At 51.7% G+C, this 20,514-nt stretch carries 27 protein-coding genes; all 27 read left to right on the forward strand.

The window, feature by feature from the left end; all coding sequences use genetic code 11:
- The first annotated feature begins 24 nt into the window (after window positions 1–24).
- Entirely contained in the window at window positions 25–900 is an 876-nt protein-coding gene (gene xerD, locus CO251_RS08650; RefSeq protein WP_103375522.1) for a site-specific tyrosine recombinase XerD, read from the forward strand.
- 95 nt (window positions 901–995) lie between these two features.
- Window positions 996–2,168, forward strand: a complete 1,173-nt coding sequence (locus CO251_RS08655) for a D-alanyl-D-alanine carboxypeptidase family protein (protein ID WP_103375378.1) — start codon at window positions 996–998, stop codon at window positions 2,166–2,168.
- A gap of 18 nt (window positions 2,169–2,186) precedes the next feature.
- On the forward strand, window positions 2,187–2,852 hold the full coding sequence (locus tag CO251_RS08660) for a TraR/DksA C4-type zinc finger protein (protein WP_103375379.1): 666 nt from the start codon (window positions 2,187–2,189) through the stop codon (window positions 2,850–2,852).
- A gap of 83 nt (window positions 2,853–2,935) precedes the next feature.
- Complete coding sequence (locus CO251_RS08665) at window positions 2,936–3,268, forward strand: STAS domain-containing protein (RefSeq protein WP_103375380.1); 333 nt, start codon at window positions 2,936–2,938, stop codon at window positions 3,266–3,268.
- Between the two features lie 37 nt (window positions 3,269–3,305).
- Complete coding sequence (gene spoIIAB / locus CO251_RS08670) at window positions 3,306–3,752, forward strand: anti-sigma F factor (protein WP_173677086.1); 447 nt, start codon at window positions 3,306–3,308, stop codon at window positions 3,750–3,752.
- Window positions 3,742–4,521, forward strand: coding sequence for a SigB/SigF/SigG family RNA polymerase sigma factor (locus tag CO251_RS08675; RefSeq protein ID WP_103375382.1), 780 nt, complete (start codon window positions 3,742–3,744; stop codon window positions 4,519–4,521). The genes spoIIAB and CO251_RS08675 overlap by 11 nt, the downstream gene beginning before the upstream one ends.
- 80 nt (window positions 4,522–4,601) lie before the next feature.
- Window positions 4,602–5,069, forward strand: a complete 468-nt coding sequence (gene spoVAC, locus CO251_RS08680) for a stage V sporulation protein AC (RefSeq protein ID WP_103375383.1) — start codon at window positions 4,602–4,604, stop codon at window positions 5,067–5,069.
- Window positions 5,070–6,092, forward strand: coding sequence for a stage V sporulation protein AD (locus CO251_RS08685; protein ID WP_103375384.1), 1,023 nt, complete (start codon window positions 5,070–5,072; stop codon window positions 6,090–6,092).
- A 30-nt stretch (window positions 6,093–6,122) separates the two neighbouring features.
- The gene (gene spoVAE, locus CO251_RS08690) at window positions 6,123–6,473 is read left to right on the forward strand and encodes a stage V sporulation protein AE (RefSeq protein ID WP_103375385.1); all 351 of its coding nucleotides are present in this window, start codon (window positions 6,123–6,125) and stop codon (window positions 6,471–6,473) included.
- A gap of 30 nt (window positions 6,474–6,503) precedes the next feature.
- On the forward strand, window positions 6,504–7,079 hold the full coding sequence (locus tag CO251_RS08695; protein ID WP_103375386.1) for a stage V sporulation protein AE: 576 nt from the start codon (window positions 6,504–6,506) through the stop codon (window positions 7,077–7,079).
- Entirely contained in the window at window positions 7,069–8,592 is a 1,524-nt protein-coding gene (locus tag CO251_RS08700) for a spore germination protein (protein ID WP_242968482.1), read from the forward strand. Before CO251_RS08695 ends, CO251_RS08700 begins: the two co-directional genes overlap by 11 nt.
- 49 nt (window positions 8,593–8,641) lie before the next feature.
- On the forward strand, window positions 8,642–9,115 hold the full coding sequence (locus CO251_RS08705; RefSeq protein ID WP_103375387.1) for a hypothetical protein: 474 nt from the start codon (window positions 8,642–8,644) through the stop codon (window positions 9,113–9,115).
- Between the two features lie 428 nt (window positions 9,116–9,543).
- The gene (gene lysA / locus CO251_RS08710; protein ID WP_103375388.1) at window positions 9,544–10,863 is read left to right on the forward strand and encodes a diaminopimelate decarboxylase; all 1,320 of its coding nucleotides are present in this window, start codon (window positions 9,544–9,546) and stop codon (window positions 10,861–10,863) included.
- Between the two features lie 68 nt (window positions 10,864–10,931).
- Complete coding sequence (gene trpS / locus CO251_RS08715) at window positions 10,932–11,933, forward strand: tryptophan--tRNA ligase (RefSeq protein WP_103375389.1); 1,002 nt, start codon at window positions 10,932–10,934, stop codon at window positions 11,931–11,933.
- Window positions 11,934–11,983: 50 nt separating this feature from the next.
- Window positions 11,984–12,628, forward strand: a complete 645-nt coding sequence (locus CO251_RS08720; protein WP_207654658.1) for a hypothetical protein — start codon at window positions 11,984–11,986, stop codon at window positions 12,626–12,628.
- Between the two features lie 2 nt (window positions 12,629–12,630).
- A complete protein-coding gene (gene scpB, locus CO251_RS08725) occupies window positions 12,631–13,143 on the forward strand; it encodes an SMC-Scp complex subunit ScpB (RefSeq protein WP_103375391.1) in 513 nt (170 codons plus the stop codon).
- 53 nt (window positions 13,144–13,196) lie between these two features.
- Entirely contained in the window at window positions 13,197–13,763 is a 567-nt protein-coding gene (locus tag CO251_RS08730; protein ID WP_103375392.1) for a hypothetical protein, read from the forward strand.
- Window positions 13,764–13,788: 25 nt separating this feature from the next.
- Complete coding sequence (ytfJ, locus tag CO251_RS08735; RefSeq protein ID WP_103375524.1) at window positions 13,789–14,244, forward strand: GerW family sporulation protein; 456 nt, start codon at window positions 13,789–13,791, stop codon at window positions 14,242–14,244.
- A gap of 42 nt (window positions 14,245–14,286) precedes the next feature.
- A complete protein-coding gene (locus CO251_RS08740) occupies window positions 14,287–15,024 on the forward strand; it encodes a Ku protein (RefSeq protein WP_242968483.1) in 738 nt (245 codons plus the stop codon).
- On the forward strand, window positions 15,021–15,836 hold the full coding sequence (locus CO251_RS08745; protein WP_103375394.1) for a DNA ligase: 816 nt from the start codon (window positions 15,021–15,023) through the stop codon (window positions 15,834–15,836). Before CO251_RS08740 ends, CO251_RS08745 begins: the two co-directional genes overlap by 4 nt.
- The gene (locus CO251_RS08750; protein ID WP_103375395.1) at window positions 15,836–16,669 is read left to right on the forward strand and encodes a DNA primase; all 834 of its coding nucleotides are present in this window, start codon (window positions 15,836–15,838) and stop codon (window positions 16,667–16,669) included. The genes CO251_RS08745 and CO251_RS08750 overlap by 1 nt, the downstream gene beginning before the upstream one ends.
- The gene (locus CO251_RS08755) at window positions 16,666–18,285 is read left to right on the forward strand and encodes a DEAD/DEAH box helicase (RefSeq protein ID WP_103375396.1); all 1,620 of its coding nucleotides are present in this window, start codon (window positions 16,666–16,668) and stop codon (window positions 18,283–18,285) included. The genes CO251_RS08750 and CO251_RS08755 overlap by 4 nt, the downstream gene beginning before the upstream one ends.
- A 79-nt stretch (window positions 18,286–18,364) precedes the next feature.
- Window positions 18,365–18,796 carry a hypothetical protein gene (locus CO251_RS08760; protein ID WP_103375397.1) on the forward strand — a complete coding sequence of 144 codons (432 nt, stop codon included), beginning with the start codon at window positions 18,365–18,367 and terminating at the stop codon, window positions 18,794–18,796.
- Between the two features lie 36 nt (window positions 18,797–18,832).
- Window positions 18,833–19,057 carry a hypothetical protein gene (locus CO251_RS08765; protein ID WP_146039033.1) on the forward strand — a complete coding sequence of 75 codons (225 nt, stop codon included), beginning with the start codon at window positions 18,833–18,835 and terminating at the stop codon, window positions 19,055–19,057.
- A 10-nt stretch (window positions 19,058–19,067) separates the two neighbouring features.
- Window positions 19,068–19,946 (forward strand): pantoate--beta-alanine ligase, encoded by an 879-nt coding sequence (panC, locus tag CO251_RS08770; protein WP_103375399.1) that lies wholly within the window; start codon window positions 19,068–19,070, stop codon window positions 19,944–19,946.
- Window positions 19,947–20,050: 104 nt separating this feature from the next.
- A complete protein-coding gene (locus tag CO251_RS18045; protein ID WP_369825242.1) occupies window positions 20,051–20,359 on the forward strand; it encodes a transposase in 309 nt (102 codons plus the stop codon).
- A complete protein-coding gene (locus tag CO251_RS17905; RefSeq protein ID WP_207654660.1) occupies window positions 20,352–20,489 on the forward strand; it encodes a transposase in 138 nt (45 codons plus the stop codon). The genes CO251_RS18045 and CO251_RS17905 overlap by 8 nt, the downstream gene beginning before the upstream one ends.
- Window positions 20,490–20,514 lie beyond the last annotated feature (25 nt).

Here is a 20,514-nt window from a genome sequence, read left to right on the forward strand (position 1 = left end):
GGACGGGACGACATCATGAATACGATGGATCAGTGGGTCGATGAGTTTCGCTATTATCTGAGATTCGAACGCAATTTATCTGTGAACACAATTGATTCCTATGGACGAGATCTTCAGGATTATATGCAGTTTTTGGATAATTATCCCGAAGCCGGTACTGAGGCGGCAGTGGTGGCCTATATGGAATACTTGCAGAACACGAAGAAGTCGGAAGCGACGCAAGCTCGCCGATTAGCCGCTATCAAGGCGTTTTACCGCTTTTTGATACGTGAACAACATATTACCAACGATCCTACGGAGTTGTTAGTCGCCCCTAAAATGCCTCGGAAGCTGCCGGGCGTGCTGAGTGTAGACCAAGTGACGCGTTTAATTGAAGCGCCGGATGTGTCTAAGGAAACCGGTATTCGCGACCGGGCTATGCTCGAAATGCTCTACGCTACGGGATTGAGAGTGAGTGAATTGTGTCATTTGACGATCGATGATTGGTGGGCGGATCCGGGGCGCATTCGGTGTTTGGGAAAGGGATCCAAAGAACGGTTTGTCCCGCTTGGACGCATGGCGATGGTTTGGTTGTTACGCTATCTCGATGTCTCCCGGCCTATATTGGTGAAGGATTCCTCGGTCAAAACATTATTTTTAAGTCGCCAAGGGAAAGGTTTAACCCGTCAAGGGTTTTGGAAAGTACTTAAAAAATACGCGGCCGGGCTCGGAGTGACTCAGACGATTACCCCTCACACCTTGCGTCATTCTTTTGCGACGCACCTTTTGGAAAATGGAGCGGATTTGCGCGCAGTACAAGAAATGCTGGGCCACCAAGATATTTCAACCACCCAGATTTATACCCATGTGAGTCAAAATCGACTACGTCCGGTCTATGACAAAACCCATCCGCGCGCTTGATTGTCTGATCTTCCGCCGTAGGGCGGATGACGCATGAATTGCGTCAAGTTTGCCCCATACTACTCCCAAGCATAGCACTAGGGAGGCATAGGGCAATGGATTTTCGAAAAACGTGGCAACACTTGTTTCGTGCGAGTCAACTGGCCTTGTTTTTGGCGCTGATCTCTTCACCGATCGTCGGAGCACAAAGTCCTCCGGGACCACCTCCGATAAATGCCAAGGCCGCCGAGCTCGTCGATGCGAATTCGGGTCAAGTTCTTTATACGAAAAACGCTCAACAAGAATTACCGATGGCGAGCGTCACGAAATTAATGACGTTGTATATCGCCGTCAGGGCTATCGAACGGCACCAAATTCGTTTGCATGATATGGTTCCCGCTGATGAAGAGGCGTACCGCATTGGCGGTTCTCAGATTTGGTTGGAGCCAGGCGAACGCTTGAGTGTGGACCAGATGCTGAAAGCGGTGGCCGTAGGGTCGGCGAATGACGCTGCTTATGCCTTAGGGACTTATATTAGCGGGTCTGAAGCAGGATTTGTGCAACAAATGAATGAAACCGCCAAGGCGCTCGGAATGACCCATACTCACTTTTCCAATCCCCATGGCCTTCCGCAATCTAATCACTACAGCTCAGCTCATGATTTAGCCATTCTGGGAGAGAAGGCGGTCAAACTGCCACTCCTTTTGAAATACACCTCATTGTGGGAAGACCGTAGCATTCGGAATGGAAAAGGTGGAACCTTATGGCTCGTCAATCATAATCGCTTACTGCGTACGTATCCTGGGGCTGATGGCCTAAAAACTGGATTCACCCGGGAAGCGGGCTATTGCATGGTCGCAACCGCTAAAAAGGGAGAGACTCGCATGGTGGTGGCTATTTTAGGGGCTCCCACGGGTAAGATTCGGGCACAAGATGCTGCGAGCTTGTTGACATGGGGATTCCAAAACTTCCGGACGGTGTCTATTGCACCTGCTCATAAAATTATGGGGTATGTTGACGTTCGCCGGGGCGTGGAGCCTCGCGTCGCCGCATGGGTTGTCGATCCTGTGTTGTTAACACTGCCAGCTTCATCGGGACATATTTCACAGGCCCTCACGCTACCGCAAGAGGTCCAAGCCCCAGTGCGCGTGGGGCAAGCTTTAGGGCATTTAGAGATTAAAAGTGGCCGACATGTGATAAGGAGCGTCTCGATTGTGGCCGCTAAGCAGGTGGCACGCACGACCATTGGTGCCTTGACCTGGAAGTATTTGTGGAAACTGTTCACTTAAAACATATTGGAGGATAAGATGGATCCCATAGGTCGCCTACAAGCAGTACAACGCCAATTGGAGAATATGTTAGTGCGCTTGCGAAGCCAATTGTCGGTCAAAGAAACAGACTCGGTTGGCGCATTGAGCGCTTATGACAATCACCCTGCCGACTTGGCTACGGATACAGCTGCCCGCGAACTAGACGTGGGCATTGAGCGGGGGCTGGCCGAACAACAAGCCGAAGTGACTCGCGCCATAGAAAAAGTTGCCGAAGGTAGTTACGGTATCTGCGATCGGTGTCAACAGGCAATTGAACCCGAACGTTTAAAGGCGAAGCCGGAGGCGATATACTGCATCACGTGTCAAAAAGTTGTCGAGCCTCCCTACATACCGCTCGACCATCCGGTGGTGCCTATGCCCTTTGGGGACCGCGATGACATTCATCATGGGGATGTGGCAACAGATGGGGAGGATATTTGGCAAAGCATTGCGCAATGGGGGACATCGAATAGTCCGCAAGATACGCCTCCCGCTGTAGACTATCATGAAACCTATGTAGGTTTCGATGAACCGGTAGGATTTGTCGAACAAGTCGAATCCATTGTCGATGAGAATGGCGAGCCGTTGCTGGATGCTCTTCGCGTCAAAATGAAGCGGCAAGCGCGCAGTACGGAAGAAGAAAGTAGCGAATATCCTTCATAAGGCGGCCAAAAGCCGCCTTATTTCGCGCTATCTGCCGTGTATGATAGTAACAGGAAAAATTTGGCTGACAATGGAGGCCTTCTATGACTATTGTACACACGGTTCAAGGACGCCGCATTTTAGTGGCGGTCAACGGTGATTTAGACTTGACGAGTGCGGCGCCTCTGCGAGATGCTCTGGATGAATTACTCGAAAGATACCGGGATAAGGCGCTGGTTTTAGATCTTTCGGACGTGGAGTTTATCGACTCATCGGGACTCGGTGTGATTCTCGGGCGCTTTCGGAAAATGGGTGATCGGCCATTTTCATTAGTTGGAGTCAGACCGTCGGTCAAAGCGGTATTAGAACTCGCCGGCATCACCGACCTTTTGCCAGTGACGGATGCCACACGATCTGTTGTTAAAGACCAACGATAGGGACTGTGAATGGGCGCGAACTATGAGGAGGAGTAAATTGGTGACGAACATCATACACTTGCGATTTCTTTCCGTTCCGGAGAATGTGGGACTGGCTCGCGTTGCCATTGCCGCGCTCGCAGGACAAGCTGCCTTTTCGTTAAACGACATTGACGAAATCAAAGTGGCGGTATCTGAAGCGGTCTCAAATGCCATAATTCATGGATATCAAGGCCGGACTGATGGATGGGTTGAACTCTCGGGTACACTAGATGCTCAGCAAATTACTATTGTGGTCGAGGACTTTGGGGTCGGTATCCATGATGTGGACCAGGCGCGGCAAGCGTCTTATTCTACTGATCCTGAGCGCATGGGCCTTGGGTTTGTTTTCATGGAATCGTTTATGCACGGACTAACCGTGCAGTCTACGGTGGGCCAGGGCACCCGCGTGGAGATGCAGAGATTTGTGACCATTCAAGGGGAGTTATCCCGCGATGCCCAGTGAAGGGCATTGGCCAGGTCCCCAGGACGATACCCAATTATATCGTTTAGCCCAAGCCGGAGATCCCAACGCCCGACGGGATCTGGTAGAGAGACATTGGAACCTGATTTGGCATATAGTACACCGGTTCCAAGGACGGGGATATGATCCCGAAGACCTGTTTCAAGTGGGGGCTATTGGTTTATTGAAAGCCATTGATCGGTTTGACGTCGACCGCGGTCTAAAATTTTCTACGTATGCTGTCCCTCTTATCATGGGGGAAATTCGTCGTCATATGCGCGATGACCAGCCCATTCGGGTGGCCCGTTCCCTGCGCGAATTAGGAATGCGAGTGGAGCAAGTTCGTGGCTTATTGTCTCAACAATTAGGACGTGATCCTACTCCGGCCGAAGTCGCGCAAAAGATGGATATTGACCCGTCCGATATTGCTGAAGCGATGGAGGCGGTTCGTCCGCCAGCCTCCCTGAATCAAACCATCGAGTCATCAACCGGATCGGAAAAGCATTTGGGCGATGTCATCACGGATAGTTTGGGAGAAAACGAGTGGTTGGAACAGATGGCGTTAGGACAAGCTTTTAGTGCATTGGACGAACGTGAGCGCTTTATCTTACGAGCGCGCTTTGTGGAAGGCCGCACTCAGACGGAAGTCGCCCGGCAGTTGAAGGTTTCACAGGTGCAAGTGTCACGACTAGAACGACGCGCATTGGACCGGATGAAAGCCGCATTGACAGATCATGAAGGCAGCAGCGGAACAAATCCCATACGAGAATAAGGTCAATAGCCATTAGCCCATACTACTCCTGGACCTCCATGGTCGCCAGGAGTATTTTTTGTCACAGTGAGGAGGAGCGTATGGCTACGAAATCGCAACACCAGACTGATGAAATGCAAGAGTATCAGAAGATGGCGCAAGAAATGCGTCCTAAAAAACCGTTACTGAAAAATGTTTTGCTAGCCTTCTTTATTGGCGGATTTATTAGTGAGGTAGGGCAAGGCGTTCAATGGTTTTTCATGCAGCATGGAATGTCAGCGAAGGAAGCGACGTCACCAGTTACCGTTGTCATGATCGGATTGGGGGCCTTGTTAACGGGTTTGGGATGGTACGACCGTGTGGTGAAGTATGGCGGGATGGGGGGATCATTGCCGGTCACGGGCTTTGCTAACGCGATGGTCGCACCAGCCATGGAATTTCGTACGGAAGGGTTGGTTTTAGGAGTCGGAGCGAAATTGTTTACAGTGGCAGGGCCAGTGTTGGCCTATGGATTAGCTGCCGCGTTTGTCGTGGGCTTGATACGGTGGCTTGTGACGGGGGTGGCATAGGTGGCGATCAAGCGGTTAGGGACTTCGACCTATCAGTTTGATAACGTCCATATTATTTCGACGGCTGCCGTAGGAGGGCCAAAAGAAGGTCAAGGACCCTTAGGGGCTGATTTTGATCGCATATGGCCGTCTGAACTGAATGATTATGACAGCTTCGAAACGGCTGAACGCCACTTATTGTTTGAGTCGCAAACCTTGGCGGTCGAGAAAGCTAAACAATCCTGGGATAACATCGATTTGGTGATGGGAGGCGACTTGTTAGATCAGTTAGCCACGACCAATTTTGCCGCCAGAGATCATCAACGTCCGCTGATTGGATTGTTTTCGGCCTGTGCAGTGTTTACAGAAGGCCTGGGGTTGGGGGCTATGACGATTGCCGGAGGAGGACCTCATGGGGTCTTGGTGTCTGCCGCTAGCCATCATATGGCCGCTGAACGTCAGTTTCGGTTTCCTATTGAGCTGGGATATCAACGTACGCCAACTGCGGCTTGGACCGCGACAGCAGCTGGAACGTGTTTACTGGGGCGCGTCAATGAAGATCATCCAGAGCGCGTGCGGGTCGAATCCGTGACGTTTGGCCGGGTGGTGGACTGGGGATCAAAAGATCCCAATGATATGGGAACGGCTATGGCCCCAGCTGCCTTTGATACGATACGGCGCCATTTAGAAGAAACTGGGCGATCCATTGACGATTATGACCGGGTCTATACGGGGGATTTGGGCGTATTTGGCTTGCAGCTTTTGTCGCGTCTTGCACAGAAAAATGGCTTGTCATGGGAAGCACAGTTGGATGATTGTGGACGGGCTTTATATGCCATTAAAGAACAAGATGTGCACAACGGCGGTTCAGGCGCGGGATGCTCCGCGAGTGTGTTTTCAGGGTTTATTTATCACCGGATGAAAAAGCGTCAATGGCACAAAGTATTGTTGGTCGCCACTGGAGCATTGTTTTCTCCCACGACTTATCAACAAGGAGAGAGCATTCCTTGTATCGCACATGCGGTATCGGTCGAGTATCCATAAGCCACTGTCATTTCAATAGGAGGGACGGTCATGATGTTTTTCTGGGCTTTTGTGATTGGGGGACTCTTATGCGTTATCGCGCAATTGACTCTCGATCTCTTTCCGTTGACGCCAGCTCACGTGTTGGTACTGTTTGTGGTCATCGGCGCGGTTTTAGGGGGCGTGGGTTTGTACGGGAAATTAGTGTCCTTTGCGGGTGCGGGGGCGACCGTCCCATTAACCGGCTTTGGCTATACCCTAGTCACCGGTGTGGGTGAAGCTGTGAAGACCAAAGGGGTTTTGGGGCTGTTAACCGGAGGACTCACCGCGGCCGCCGGGGGAATTAAAGCTGCGGTGTTGTTTGGGTTGGCTGCCTCATTAGTTTTTAAACCGAAGGTATAACGATTAATGGTTGGACAAGGGGGAACGACGATGCCTAAAAAGACACCGATAATTATTGTGACGGATGGAGACCAAACAGCCTACCACGCGATCGAGGAAGCCAGCGCCGCATTGCATTTGCATCCACTCAAGGCTTCTCGCGGCAATCCGACACCACTCACCGGACAAGAACTCCTTGAGGCAATTGCTAAGGCGCCCCAAGAGCCTGTGGTGGTTATGGTGGACGACCGTGGAGAGGCAGGAACAGGACGAGGTGAAGAAGATCTTGAGGTTTTGATGAATTCGGATGAGGTTGAGGTTCTAGGGGTTGTGGCGGTTGCTGCGAATACGCATCCGGTGGATGGTGTGACCATCGACTCTTCCGTGACCAAAACCGGGAAAGTGGTTAAAGGACAGGCAGTCGATAAAGGGGGGAATGCCGTCAAAACCAATGTCCTTCATGGTGATACGGTAGACGTTTTGGCTGATGATGTGGGTGATGTACCAATTATTGGGCTTGGGGACCCGGGCAAAATGGGGGGGCATGATGCGATCGGTCATGGTGTACCGGCTACCCGCCGTGCACTCGAAGAAGTGTTACAAAGGAGTGGGTATCATGCCCGTTGAGCACGTCCATAAAAGCCAAGGTACGGTGAAGCCGGAAGAGGTTTCTGAAGATCTCAAACATAACGTGCAGTGGTTGAAGGACTATTTAGGATATAAAGAAACCTTTGATCTCATTGTTCGGGAATTTAAAATTGGGGCCCGTAATGTTGCCTTAATCTATCTGGATTCATTTGTTAGTCAGACGAACTTAACGTTGATTATGCAGGAACTGTTCAAAACCCCGGATGATCAACTTACGCATCCACGGTTACAGCGCTTGTTGAATCGAAAAATCCCTTTCATTGAAATCACGCCCGAAACGCAATTGGACAAAACGGCTGATCAGATTTTGGCCGGGCCAGCGGCACTGCTGGTCGATGGCATTAGCCACGCCATTGTGCTTGACGTCCGAAAATATCCCGACCGGACGCCTTCGGAGCCGTCGATGGAACGTGTGCTCCGAGGACCCAAAGATGGATTTGTCGAAACGCTAGTCTTTAACACCATCATGATTCGCCGACGTCTTCGCGATCCGAACTTGCGGATCGAGATTCATGAAGTCGGACGCCGTTCCCAAGCGGATGTGGCCATTATGTTCATCAAAGATATCGCCAATGATTTTTTTGTGAAGCAGATTCGGGAACGGATTAAGCATGTTGATGTGGATGCGCTGACCATGTCGGAAAAAGCTTTACAGGAATGGATTATCCGCAAGCCATGGTGGAATCCTTTTCCAAATAGTCGTTTTACCGAACGTCCTGACGTTGCGGCAGAGCACCTTACTGAAGGCCATGTTCTCGTCATGATTGACACGTCACCCAATGCAATGATTTTACCGGTGACATTCTTCTCGTTTTTGCAGTCCGTCGAAGAATATCACGAAGACGTTATGATTGGCACCTATCTAAAATGGGTACGGTTTTTAGGGGTCGCGTTATCATGGTTTGGCCCACCTTTATGGTATGCGTTGCTTGCTTCGCATACGGTATTACCGGACGGTTGGCAGGTTCTTATTCATCCCGCGGTAACCGAGGTGCCCGTATTCTGGCAGCTCGTCGGGGCAGAAATTGGGGTGGATTTGTTACGGTTAGCCCTGACATTTAGTCCCGATCCCCTTACTCAGTCCATGGGCTTTTTTGGAGCCATTTTATTGGGCGATGTTGCAGTGAAAGCCAAAATGATAGACGCGCAAGTCATTGTCTATGTTGCATTAGCCGCCGTTGGAACCTTTAGTGCCCCGGATTTGGATTTTGGCATGGCCATTCGTCTCTTGCGCATGTTTTTATTAGTGACCACGGGCCTTGGGGTTTTAATTGGGTTTCCATGGATAGGGTTTGGCATAGGAATTGTCGTGCCGTTAATTCTTTTGGCCTCAACAGATTCCTTTGGAATGCGCTATTCGTGGCCCGTTTTCCCGTGGAATGGCAGGGCGTTGGGAGCGGAATTTGTGCGCAAACCCCTCAATCGTAAAGTGATGCGTCCGTCGTTGACGTTGCCGCATGATCCGACCCATCGTCGACCAAAGCCCCGTTAAAGCCTAGGAAGTCGGCCCTTTTGGCCGACTTCTTTTGAGTGCGCCCGGCATGGGCGGTTTCTCTACGGGGAAAGTCCGGAACGGGGTTGGTGACACACCACCGTTAGCCAACAGCAAGGGTATCCGCCGTGAGGCGGAATCTGGAGGAAGCTCGCGGCAAAATCTCGACCCTGAGGAACACGAATTGCATATAAGGCCTGCCGCAAAGTCCTGTGGCAAGCCCAAGCTCACATCCGGGACGGTTACATGGGCGGTCGACATCGAGCTCAAGGCCGTCTTTGGCCACGCGAACCATGACATGCTCATGGCGCGTGTGGCACGCGAGTCGCCGACGTCTTATGCGGCGCTTCCTCGAAGCCAGAGTGTGAATCCACGGAGTCGTCGTACGGAACGTGGAAGGCACCCAACAGGGGGGCCATTGACTCCGCTGCTGGCCCATATCCTCTTGGATGACTTCGACCGAGAACTCACGAAACGGGGGCATCGCTTCGTTCGCTACGCGACGGTTCTAACGTCTATGTGATGAAGTCCGTTGTGAACGCATTGATGGCAGGCCTCTGCCTGTGGACGCAATGGAAACGGGTACGCACACGCTACCGGGAGCTTCGGATATGGAATGTGCCCGAGCAATGGGTGCACGTCATGGCGAGGACCGTGGGCAATACTCGAAACCTCAATAACGCGCTCGACACGGCATATTTCACACAGGCCTGGCTTAAGAGCGTTACGGAGCAATATCGATATCTGCGTCAATCTTCATAACCCGCTGTATGCGGACGTGCTTGTACGGTGGTGTGAGAGGTCGGGGGAGAGACGCCCCCTCCTACTCGATCTGGGGTCAAAGCAATGCTCGCTCCTAATGACAAGGGTCCGGACGGCTCTAAATTGTTGACCACGAAGGGCTTGAATGTTAGGCTAACAACAAATATGCCGTCCGCGAGGAGGATTGGATTGTTTCCTGATACCTATACCATCGATGACCGTTATCACATTTCTATTGGAGGACTGCCAATTAGGCAGTTAGCACAAGAGTTTGGCACGCCCCTTTATGTACTCGACTATGAGACCTTACGACACCGTATACGCAGCTTCCAACAAGCCCTCCAGGATATGAATCCTCCGGGACAAGCTTTTTATGCAGGAAAGGCTTTCCTGACCAAAGCGATGGCAGGTTTCTTGGAGCAGCAGCATATGGGCTTGGATGTCGTATCGGGTGGTGAGCTTTATACGGCGTTAGAAGGGGGGATGAACCCCTCCCGCATCATCTTTCACGGCAATGTGAAGACCGATGAGGAAATTCGTTTTGGCCTATTACGGGGCGTGGGGTACTTTGTTGTCGATTCCTTAGCGGAACTGGAAGCAATAAGCCGGATTGCTAAAGAAGTGGACAAGCCTGCACCGATTTTATTACGGCTGACCCCTGGAATCGAGGCCCATACCCATGCCTTCATTCAAACAGGGCAATTTGATTCGAAATTTGGCTTTGCCATGCAAGACGGTATTCATGAAGTGGCTTTACAGCGAGCTTTGACGCTCCCTTATCTCGAGCTCAAAGGGTTTCATGCCCATATTGGTTCCCAAATCTTTGATGAAGACCCTTTTGTGCATAATGCACAAAGACTGATGGAATTTATGCACGACGCGTTGGAGCGTTATCATTATTGGCCAGAAGTCGTCGATATTGGCGGAGGTTTTGGTGTGCAATATGGCCCAGATGATGATCCGCCCCAAGTGTCACGAATTTTGGCGCGGGTGAATGATGCCATGCAGCGGATGACACCTCACGGTTATGCGGTGCCCACAGTATTTATTGAGCCGGGCCGCGCCATTGTTGCGGAGGCTGGGGTGACCATTTACCAAGTGGGGGCGACCAAAACGGTTCCTGGTGGGAAACGTTATGCGGCCGTGGATGGAGGAATGGGGGACAATATCCGTCCCGCCTTGTATCAAGCGTCCTATACGGCCCAAGTTGACGGAAAAAATCCTGAGGACCGGGCGTTATACACCATTGCCGGGCGCTATTGCGAGAGCGGAGACATTCTTGTCAAAGATATTCCGCTGCCACCTATAGAACCAGGGGATTACGTGGTGGTTTTTGGAACCGGTGCCTATAATTTTGCGATGGCGTCAAATTATAACCGGGTGCCACGCCCCGCTGTCGTCTTAGTCTATAACGGTCAGGCCTCCTTATGGGTCAAACGGGAAAGCTACGAAGACATGGCGCACAACGATTTACCATGGCAGGATCCTGAAGAAGGTCTGTGGCGCTAAAAGCCATGTGCAAGGTCCATGCCAATAGGAGAACGCGATATTAGAAAAGGGGACCGTAGGTGAGGGGAATGACAACGACAAGAGACACCGTGTTATCGGGCATGCAGCCGTCGGGGGCATTGCACATTGGAAACTGGTTAGGCGCCTTAGAGAATTGGGTAGCGATGCAAGACGTCTATGAGTCCTATTTTATGGTGGCTGATTACCATTCTTTAACGACCGGCTACCACGATACCAGCGCTTTGCCGGGTTTGGTCTTCCAAATGGTGGTCGATTGGCTGGCGGCGGGATTGGATCCCCATCGGTCGATTATCTTTCGGCAGTCGGATGTGCCGCAGCACGCGGAACTCCATCTGCTCTTAAGCATGATCACGCCGTTAGGATGGTTAGAGCGCGTGCCTAGCTATAAAGAGAAACTGAAAGAATTAGCCCAACGAGACATCCATACCTATGGCTTTCTTGGTTATCCCGTGCTAATGTCGTCGGATATTTTGCTTTACCGTGCGCGCAAGGTTCCTGTGGGACAAGATCAGGTACCCCATGTGGAATTAACGCGGGAAATTGTTCGACGCTTTAATGGGCTCTATGGAGAAGTGCTGCCTGAGCCGGAGGCGATCTTGACTGAGGCTAAAGTCTTACCCGGTCTGGATGGCAAGAAGATGAGTAAGAGTTATGGAAACACCTTAGCCTTGGGTGAAAGTGCTAATGATGTCTCCCAAAAAATCCGGGTGATGATGACAGATCCGGCTCGGATTCGAAAATCGGACCCTGGCCATCCCGATGTGTGTCCCGTATTCAGTTTGCATAAGGTCTTTACCGCACCAGAGCGTGTTAGTGAAATAGATGTTGCTTGCCGTTCCGCGCAGATTGGCTGTGTTGATTGCAAGGCGATACTAGCCGGGGAAATCAATGCACGTCTTGACCCTATCCGTGAGGAACGTGTGCGGTGGGAACATCAACCGGAGCAGGTGCAGGAAATTCTTCATCAAGGGGCCATCAAGGCCAGAGAAGCGGCGCAAGAGACGTTGTCCTTGGTTAAAGACGCAATGCATCTGACCACCCTCGAGTGATACCGGAAGATGTCTTGCCAAAGACGCATTGGCAGGGAGATATCCATGCGTTGGCGGTGAAAGTTCGGCGGATGCCTATGTTAGCGCGGGAACTGCACCTTGTACACTTGGTGCAAGCGATATCGGAACGATGGCGCGAGGCCGCTGATTTGTACACGGTCAGTGATGAAGCGCCGGTCACGGCCTGGATCATTCGCCGAAAATCGGATTTGGTCTTGCCTCAAGATGAACCGGAAGACGATGAGATAGAGAGCGTTGTGGACGATCCGGCTGACATGCTGTGGCTAAGCGAGGGTGTGAGCCAGTTGCAAGAGGCATTGCGTCTTGCTCAGCGTTATCATGAGCGGTTAGTGTCTGAGGATGCGATGGACGTGTATCATCCTGTCAAAGGTGCCAGCGTCGCCAAGCTAATAGCTTCATGGCCTCATCTTCGAACACGTAAGACCGTGCCGGCCTTGCATCATGTCGCGGCTGAAGAAGACCCGTTGGAGCGCCGTATTCACCGTGTCTGGGAAAAAGTGCATCAGGCCGTAGATGGCGTTTCATTTGGTGAGGTGGTCCAATCGCACACACCTCATGAAGTGGTTGGAACTTTTTTAGCAGTGGTGCACTTATGGCATCAAAACCGCCTGACGGTAATCCAAGAAATGCCCTTTGAGGAAATGTGGTTGTGCGAAGTGAAAGAGGGAACATGAGCATGGATCTTGTGCGCGTATTGGAAGCTCTGCTGTTTTTGCAGCCAGAACCCGTGTCTGTCGAGCAAATTGGGTTATGGCTTGCTGTCTCAGATGACGAGGTCCCAAAGCTTGTCACGAGTTTAGCCAATAAGTTGGCGTCCACGGGATCGAGCTTGACTGTTCAGACGGTGGCAGGCCGTTACCGCTTAGCCACAGCCCCCGATTTAGATGAATTTTTGCGCACCCGCCTGCGCTTGGCGGCGCCCGAACCCTTATCCGCGGCAGCGTGGGAGGTATTGGCTGTCATTGCTTACCGGCAGCCCATTACCCGATTGGAAATCGAAGCGGTGCGTCAAGTCAATTCCGAACGGGCACTGGAGACATTAATGGCGCGGGAGTTGGTCGAACAAGTTGGGCGTAAAGACGCGCCCGGCCGCCCCATTTTATACGGCACCACCGCGCAATTTCTTAAAGAATTCGGTATCAACACGATAGACGACCTACCGGCTTTGCCGATTATGGCAAATTCTTAAAGCTTGGTATATTTTGGACATAAATGCCCCACTCTAGAAGAGGGGGTTTTTTTATGTGGGGCGTCGTAGTGGGCGGACTCTTGGTAGCCGTCTTGGTTCTCGTAGGATTTGCCAATATTACCACCACCATTGAAGTGACCGGGCGTGGGCGCTCGTGGGCGATGGCCTATACGGGCCAATTTCTGGCGTGGCGCAGCCGGTACGCCTGGACGGTGCCTATGACCCCTGCCCAGCATGTAAAGCCGATGACGGGATTTGACCCCAAAAAAGTCCATCGGGGTGTGAAATTCCTAAAAGTCTATTCGCGTTTCGTGCGCAAGCTATGGGACAGCACAACCGTAGAAAAGTTTTCCTGTGTGGTACATCTAGGTGTCAATGAGGCCTCGAGCACTGCGTTGCTCGTAGGGTTTTTGAATAATGTGATAGGGCCTTGGGTAAGCTTGCGCATAGCACCGCAATGTGAGAGCTGGCCGGAATATGGAGTCTATCCCTTATGGGACCAGATAGGCCTTACGGCACATATTCGTGCTACGGTTCGGTTTCGACCCGTTGACATGACCAAGGCGCTGATCGGGACGATCAGCGACTCTCTGGGGTTTTATAAGCAGCGTCAACAATAAAGGGAGTGAGATGATGGACACGGCGATGACAAACAATACGAATTCGGGCTATGGTGAAGGCCATCCCATTGAAGGTTTGATGAAGACCGCGATGGAATCCATTAAAGGCATGATTGATGTCAATACCGTTGTGGGGCAACCTGTGCAGACACCAGATGGGGGTACAATTATTCCGGTTTCGCGAGTATCATTTGGGTTTGCGGCAGGGGGAGGCGAATATTGGAAGCGAGAATCCGACACCCCAGGCCACCCTTTTGGTGGCGGCAGTGGAGCTGGTGTGACGGTCCATCCGGTCGGGTTTTTAGTGGCTCATGGGGACAATGTGCGGTTATTGTCGGTAGACCGGGGCGATGTGCTCGAGTCCTTGGTCAATAATGTTCCGCAGCTCATTGATCAAATCCAGCATCTTTTGGGTAAATCGTCAGATTCCTCACCGTCTAAGGACCATACGACGTTGGTGGATCCCCACACCATGGCTTAAGTCGTGAGAAGTTTATATAAAGGGATTATAGGATTTGGGTTGGTGGCCATTCCGATTCAACTGTATAAAGCGATGGATGATGACAAGATTACGATGCATTTGTTGCATGTGGTCTGTGGGTCCCGGATTCAGTACCGCAAACATTGTCCCGTATGCGATGTCGACGTCCAGCCTGATGACGTTGTACGTGGAGTGGAACTTCCCGATGGACGCTATGTGATTTTGCAACCGGATGAGGATTCCCAGACTTCCGCTGATCGCACCATTAACCTGGTCAGCTTTCACCAGTTGGGAGAAATTGACCCCGTGCTGTATCGACAGGCGTACTGGGTTAAGCCGTTACCCGGCGGAGAAAAAGCGTACCGTTTATTGACCGATACCTTGCAGGAAACAAGGACGGTAGGGCTGGCTACAATGACTTTGCGACAAAAGTTTTCGTTGTCAGTGATACGCCCGGTTCCGCCTCACGTGTTAATGTTGCATAGCCTCTACTTTCCGGAAAGTTTGCGCGAAGAAGGGAGAACCTTTGGACAGACCACGGCCGTCATTTCAGAAAAAGAACGGGATATGGCCAAGATGTTAGTCACGCAGATGCAAGAGCCGTTTGTCGAGGAGAATTATCCCAACTTAGCGCGTCGTGAACTTTTGGAACGCATTGAGGCGCTGGCACCAAACGCGCAACCGGCACCCGATGCGAGGGTCACAAAAGAGGTGCTGTCTTTGATGGAACAATTGCGTGCCTCTGTGGAACAAAGAACGCAGCGTGAACACCAAGCATGAGAGAACCGGGATTTTTTGTTCCGCCGATGCTGGCTGTCACCGCCCAAGAGCCATTTGATGACTCCCAGTGGATTTATGAAGTGAAGTGGGATGGCTATCGATGCCAGATTCATTGGAATGGAACATTGCGCTTGTATTCCCGTCAAGGGCATGATTTGCTCACACAATTTCCTGATCTGCAAGATGCGGGGACGTTTTTGCCGTTTCCCATGGTCTTAGATGCGGAATTGGTGGCATGGATTGATGGACATCCATCGTTTGCGGCCTTGCAACGGAAAGAACCTGTTCCACACCGCCTTATCGTGTTTGATTGTCTGTTTGCTCAAAACCGGTGGGTGTTGCATGAACCGCTGGCCACGCGCCGTGCGCTGTTGCAAGAACGTGTGCAGTCTGCAGGACCTTTAGTGGTGTCTGAAGCGGTTGACGGCCAAGGCTTGGCGTTGTTGCATGCAGTGCGGGAGCAGGGCTTGGAAGGGGTCATGGCCAAAGATCGGCACAGCCTATATCATCCGGGCCAACGGGTTCGGTTTTGGCAAAAGTTTCTCGCAGAATATCGACAGTGGGCTCTTGTGCCTTATGTGTCGCGTAGGAAGCACCACGGGGGCTGGTTATGGGCTATTGTGTCGGCCGAAACGCAATTACCCCTTGGGTTGTTGCCGGCGCCTCGTTCATGGTCGGTACCCGAAGAACTCCAGCAAACGTCGGCCGATATGGTACCGCTGAAACCTCCTCTTCATGCGGAGGTGTCGTACCGCATGTTAACAGATACGGGGCGCATGCGTCATGGCCGCATAAGAAGGTGGAGGCGGTAATGGATATTCCCCATCCGGAACGAATCATATTTCCTGGTAGCGGCGTGACCCGGCGCCAATTAGTCGAGTATTATGCGGCCGTGGGACCGGTATTGTTGTCGTATTATCGTAACCGCGCGCTGACCATGGTGCGCTGGCCGCACGGGCTAGGGGGCCCCCATTTCTTTCAAAGACATCCCGAGGGAAATAGCACCCAACCCATTACAGTCGATACGGTGGAACAGCTGATCTGGTGGGCTGCCCGTGGCACGATTGAATGGCATGTGCCGCTTAACACGTTGACAGCGCCAAACGAGCACGATTGGGCCGTAATTGACCTGGATCCACCCGGTAGCGAATGGACCCCGTTGATGCAAGCCGCGCGGATTATTCAAACCTTGTTGGACATGTTGCACGTGCCGCATGCCTTGAAGACCTCCGGCCGGCGCGGTTTGCACTTTTTTATACGTATTGAACCGGAAAATCCAGGACGTGTGATGGCTGCCATCAAGGCGCTCGCGTCTATTGCCGTTAAGACCTATCCGGAGGTGTTTACGGTGGAGCGATTAAAAGCGAAAAGGCAGAACAAGATGTACTTAGATTATTTGCAAAACGGTCCTGGGAGGACAATGATTGGGGTCTATTCCGTACGGTCTGAGGAACCGGGGACCGTGTCTTGTCCCTTACAGCCCGACGATTTGCACTATCCCGCCACGCATTGGACGATGGAGAGGGTATCAAAGAGGCTGCGACGTGAAGGAGATTTGTTTTCTTTGGTGCCAGCGATTCCTCTTGTGCAGGTTCTAAGCCGAGGCGGAATTCATGTAGACCACATGGCGGGGGACATAGGATGAAACGAAAAAAACCCGTACCCTTGGAACATTTGGTACAGCATTTGGTATCCTGGCCGACGCTAGAACCCTTTGTGAACAAGGGCTTAAACCTTCATGCGTATCAGATTGACAGTGTCCTGACTGTGGTCAATCAATTAGAAGGACGTGCTATCTTAGCTGATGAGGTCGGATTAGGCAAAACCATTGAGGCGGGGCTTATTATTGCGGAACTGAAGGCCCGCCAAATTATCAACCATGTGCTCGTATTGGTTCCCGCGGGGCTGATTACCCAATGGATTGCCGAACTGGAGCAAAAGTTTGGTTGGACAGCGTTGCATGATGCCCATGATACCGGCTGGCTCTGGGTGTTATCCATCGATCAAGCCAAACGCGCTCCGTTATATCAACAATTGCAATATGTGCCGTGGGACTTGGTTATCGTCGATGAGGCCCACCATCTGAAAAATACCCGAACCCTCAACTATCAACTCGTCCAGGGATTGACCGCGAAATTTATGGTTTTGCTCACCGCTACTCCAATGGAGAATGAATTGACCGAGCTTTACAATCTTGTCAATTTGGTGAAGCCAGGAAAATTTGGCAGTTACTTGCGCTTTTATCGGCAATTTATTTTAGATAAGCGCACGCCGAAGAATGCCCGAGCGCTGAGAAAACTTTTGGCCGAGGTGATGGTGCGTAATCAGCGCCAGAATGTGGGCCTGGAGCTTCCGCCTCGCGAAGTGACCCTTTGGCCTATTAGGCTTACCGATGCCGAGCGGCATTTATATGACACGATGACCCAGGCCCTCAAAACTGAATATCGGCACCGAATGCAAGGGAATGAAACGGTCTTGCCCCTGATTACGCTTCAACGCGAATTATGTTCTTCGCCGCATGCCTTAATGCCGACATTGGAATCTGCGGAGTGGCTTGGCCAACGCCAGCAGGAGTTGTTGGCGTTGGCCCGTTCCGTAGGGATGCCGGCCAAAATGCAAGCGGTGGTCGATGTGATTCGCGCGTTAGGCGGGAAATTTTTGGTGTTTACGGAGTACCGCGCGACGCAATTAGCGTTGGTTCAGTTTTTGCAGGAATCCGGCGTCGCGGCGCAACCTTTTCATGGCGGCTTGCGCCGCACAGAACGTGACCGCTTGATTCGTTGGTTTGAGGAAGGCGATCATGTGTTAGTTTCAACAGAGGCAGGGGGGCAAGGGCTGAATCTGCAGTTTTGTCATCAGTTGATTAACTTTGATTTGCCGTGGAATCCCATGCGGATTGAGCAGCGCATTGGGCGCATTCATCGTCTGGGGCAAACACATCCGGTTGAAATCTATAATCTCTTTACAGTAGATACGATTGAAGAACACATATTGCACCTCTTGCATGAGAAAATTGATTTGTTTCGCCATGTTATTGGCGAGATTGACGTTATCTTGCGCCACATGGAGCGCCGCGGGAGTCTTGAAAAGCGGCTGCTTGATATCTTTTTCTGGGAAGATGACCGTCAAGAGATCGAAACGCGTCTAGACGCTTTGGGACAAGAATTTCTTGCTGTGCGGCGCCGCTTATCATGGCCTGATAGTGGCGTGGAATCTGGAACGAGCCGTAGTAGCCAAACAACCACGGAATCAGTACACTAAAGAGAAAATATCTCCAATCAGAGGTCATAGGATTGCAGGTAGCTATTGTCCCTTGCGGCTAAGAAAGGGGGTGTCCAATATGGCGTTTTTAAGTGACCGTGATCGTCAAACATTGGCCGAGATGTTTCGGGACCTGAAATTTCCCGTGCATCTGGAGCTGTTTATCAATCCGGATCAAGAATGGAGCCAGCATGCCCAGGGGATTCTCTCCGAAGTGGTCGGTTTGATGCCGGATCTGCTGCACTTGGAAACCTATCATCTGGAAAAAAATCGGCTTCTGGCTGCGTTGTATGGGGTGACGGCTGTTCCGTGCATTATTTTACGCGACAAGAACGAGGATGATAGTGGCATTCGCATTATCGGCATTCCGGCGGGATACGAGTTTGCTGTATTGGTGGAAGATATTTTAGATGTGTCCACCGGGCGCAACCGATTGCGGGAGAAATCGCTTCATTACATTCGCAATTTGGAACGCGATATTACGATGCAAGTCTTTGTCACGCCCACGTGACCTCATTGTCCCCGGGCAGTTCGCCTGGTACATCAGATGGCGTTGGCCAACCCTGTGAGGGTCCGCGCTGAATCAGTAGACGCGAACGAATTTCTAGAATGGGCGGACCAAGAATCCGTGTATTCGGTACCGAAAACCGTACTGACGACCAAGGATCCTGCAAGGTCAGTGTCGTTTGAAGGCGCCGTCAGTGAGGAATACATGATTCGTCAAATTAAATTACTGCTGGATGATACCGGACAGGTTGATTTAGGGAGTTGAAGAAGATATCGTGAATCAGGTTAGACAGATAAAAACGGTGGCGGAACTACGCGCGTTTCGCCAAGAAGTTGGGCGCCACCCCCAGCGGGTGGCGCTTGTGCCGACCATGGGGGCTTTGCATCAAGGGCACTTGGCGTTGGTTAAGGCAGCGTGGGATCGTTGTGAGCAAGTCATTGTCAGTATTTTTGTCAATCCCATGCAATTTGGGCCCCATGAAGATTACGGGCGCTATCCAAGGACTCTGGACCACGATATGGAGTTGTTATCGGCGTATCCCGGCACGGTCGTGTTTACGCCAAGCGTAGAAGAAATGTATCCGACGGGTCCTAGTTGGACTATTGTATCGATTCCACGGATGACCGGAACAATGTGTGGGCTGCACCGGCCAGGACACTTTGAAGGGGTGTGCACGGTAGTGGCCAAACTATTCAATATAATCCAGCCGGATATGGCGTTTTTTGGTCAAAAAGATGGACAACAGTTGGCCATTATCCGGAAGATGGCCGCCGATTTAAACTTCCCCGTAGAAATTGTAGCGGTGCCGACCGTGCGAGAACCATCGGGACTTGCCTTATCCTCACGCAACCAATATCTTGACAGTGAGGATTTGAGGCGGGCACCTCGGCTGTATCAGGCGCTTCGCCAGGCCCGGGACCGGTTTGAACAAGGCGAACGGACGGGATCTGTTTTGCTTGACGTGGTGCACAATGTGCTGGCAGATGCCGATATCACTCCAGAATATATCGCGTTGGTCGATTACCATACATTAGAGCCCGTCGAACAGATTACCGATCGCCCCGTCATGCTAGCTTTGGCAGCTCAGATTGGCAAGGCTCGTCTTATTGACAATGTTGTATTAACCGGCTCCGAAAAACCTAGACATCCTTAGACCTGTGGGTTTTTCACTTACTGTTCGCTCTCTGCCGATGGGCCCGCAACCGACGTCCCCACCGTGGCGCTAGAGTCCATCCGGGAGCGTGTGCCGTTGGGAGAATGCCGACTTGGGCATTCTCCCGGGTCTCCTTCCGGCGACGGAACCTCGCTTCCCGAAATGGCCTTGACCCACTCCTTTACGGTACGCTTTTTTCTAGTTCTGGGATCCTTTTTTCGCCGGGACGCTGTCATCCAGGATTTCTGCGAACGCTTCTTGTAAAGGCTCGAGCAGGATTGGCGTTGTACCCTAATAGAATTCGGGGGGGGGGAGCGGATCATGTCCATCTACTGGTGGGCGTCCATCCCGCCCTCAATATCTCCGTGTTGATCAACAACTTAAAATCCGCGAGTAGTCGCCATTATGCGTAACCGGTTCGCCGAACATTTGCGCCAGCTTTATGGGAAACCATCCTTTTGGCAACGGGCCTACTACGTGGGGAGTGTCGGAGGGGCATCCTTGGATACCGTGAAGCGCTATGTCGCAGCCCAAGGGACGTAAGAAAAACTCCGCAAGGCGCCAGAAG

It is taken from the genome of Sulfobacillus sp. hq2, from assembly GCF_002903155.1.
GTDB classification, from domain to species: Bacteria; Bacillota; Sulfobacillia; order Sulfobacillales; family Sulfobacillaceae; genus Sulfobacillus; species Sulfobacillus thermotolerans.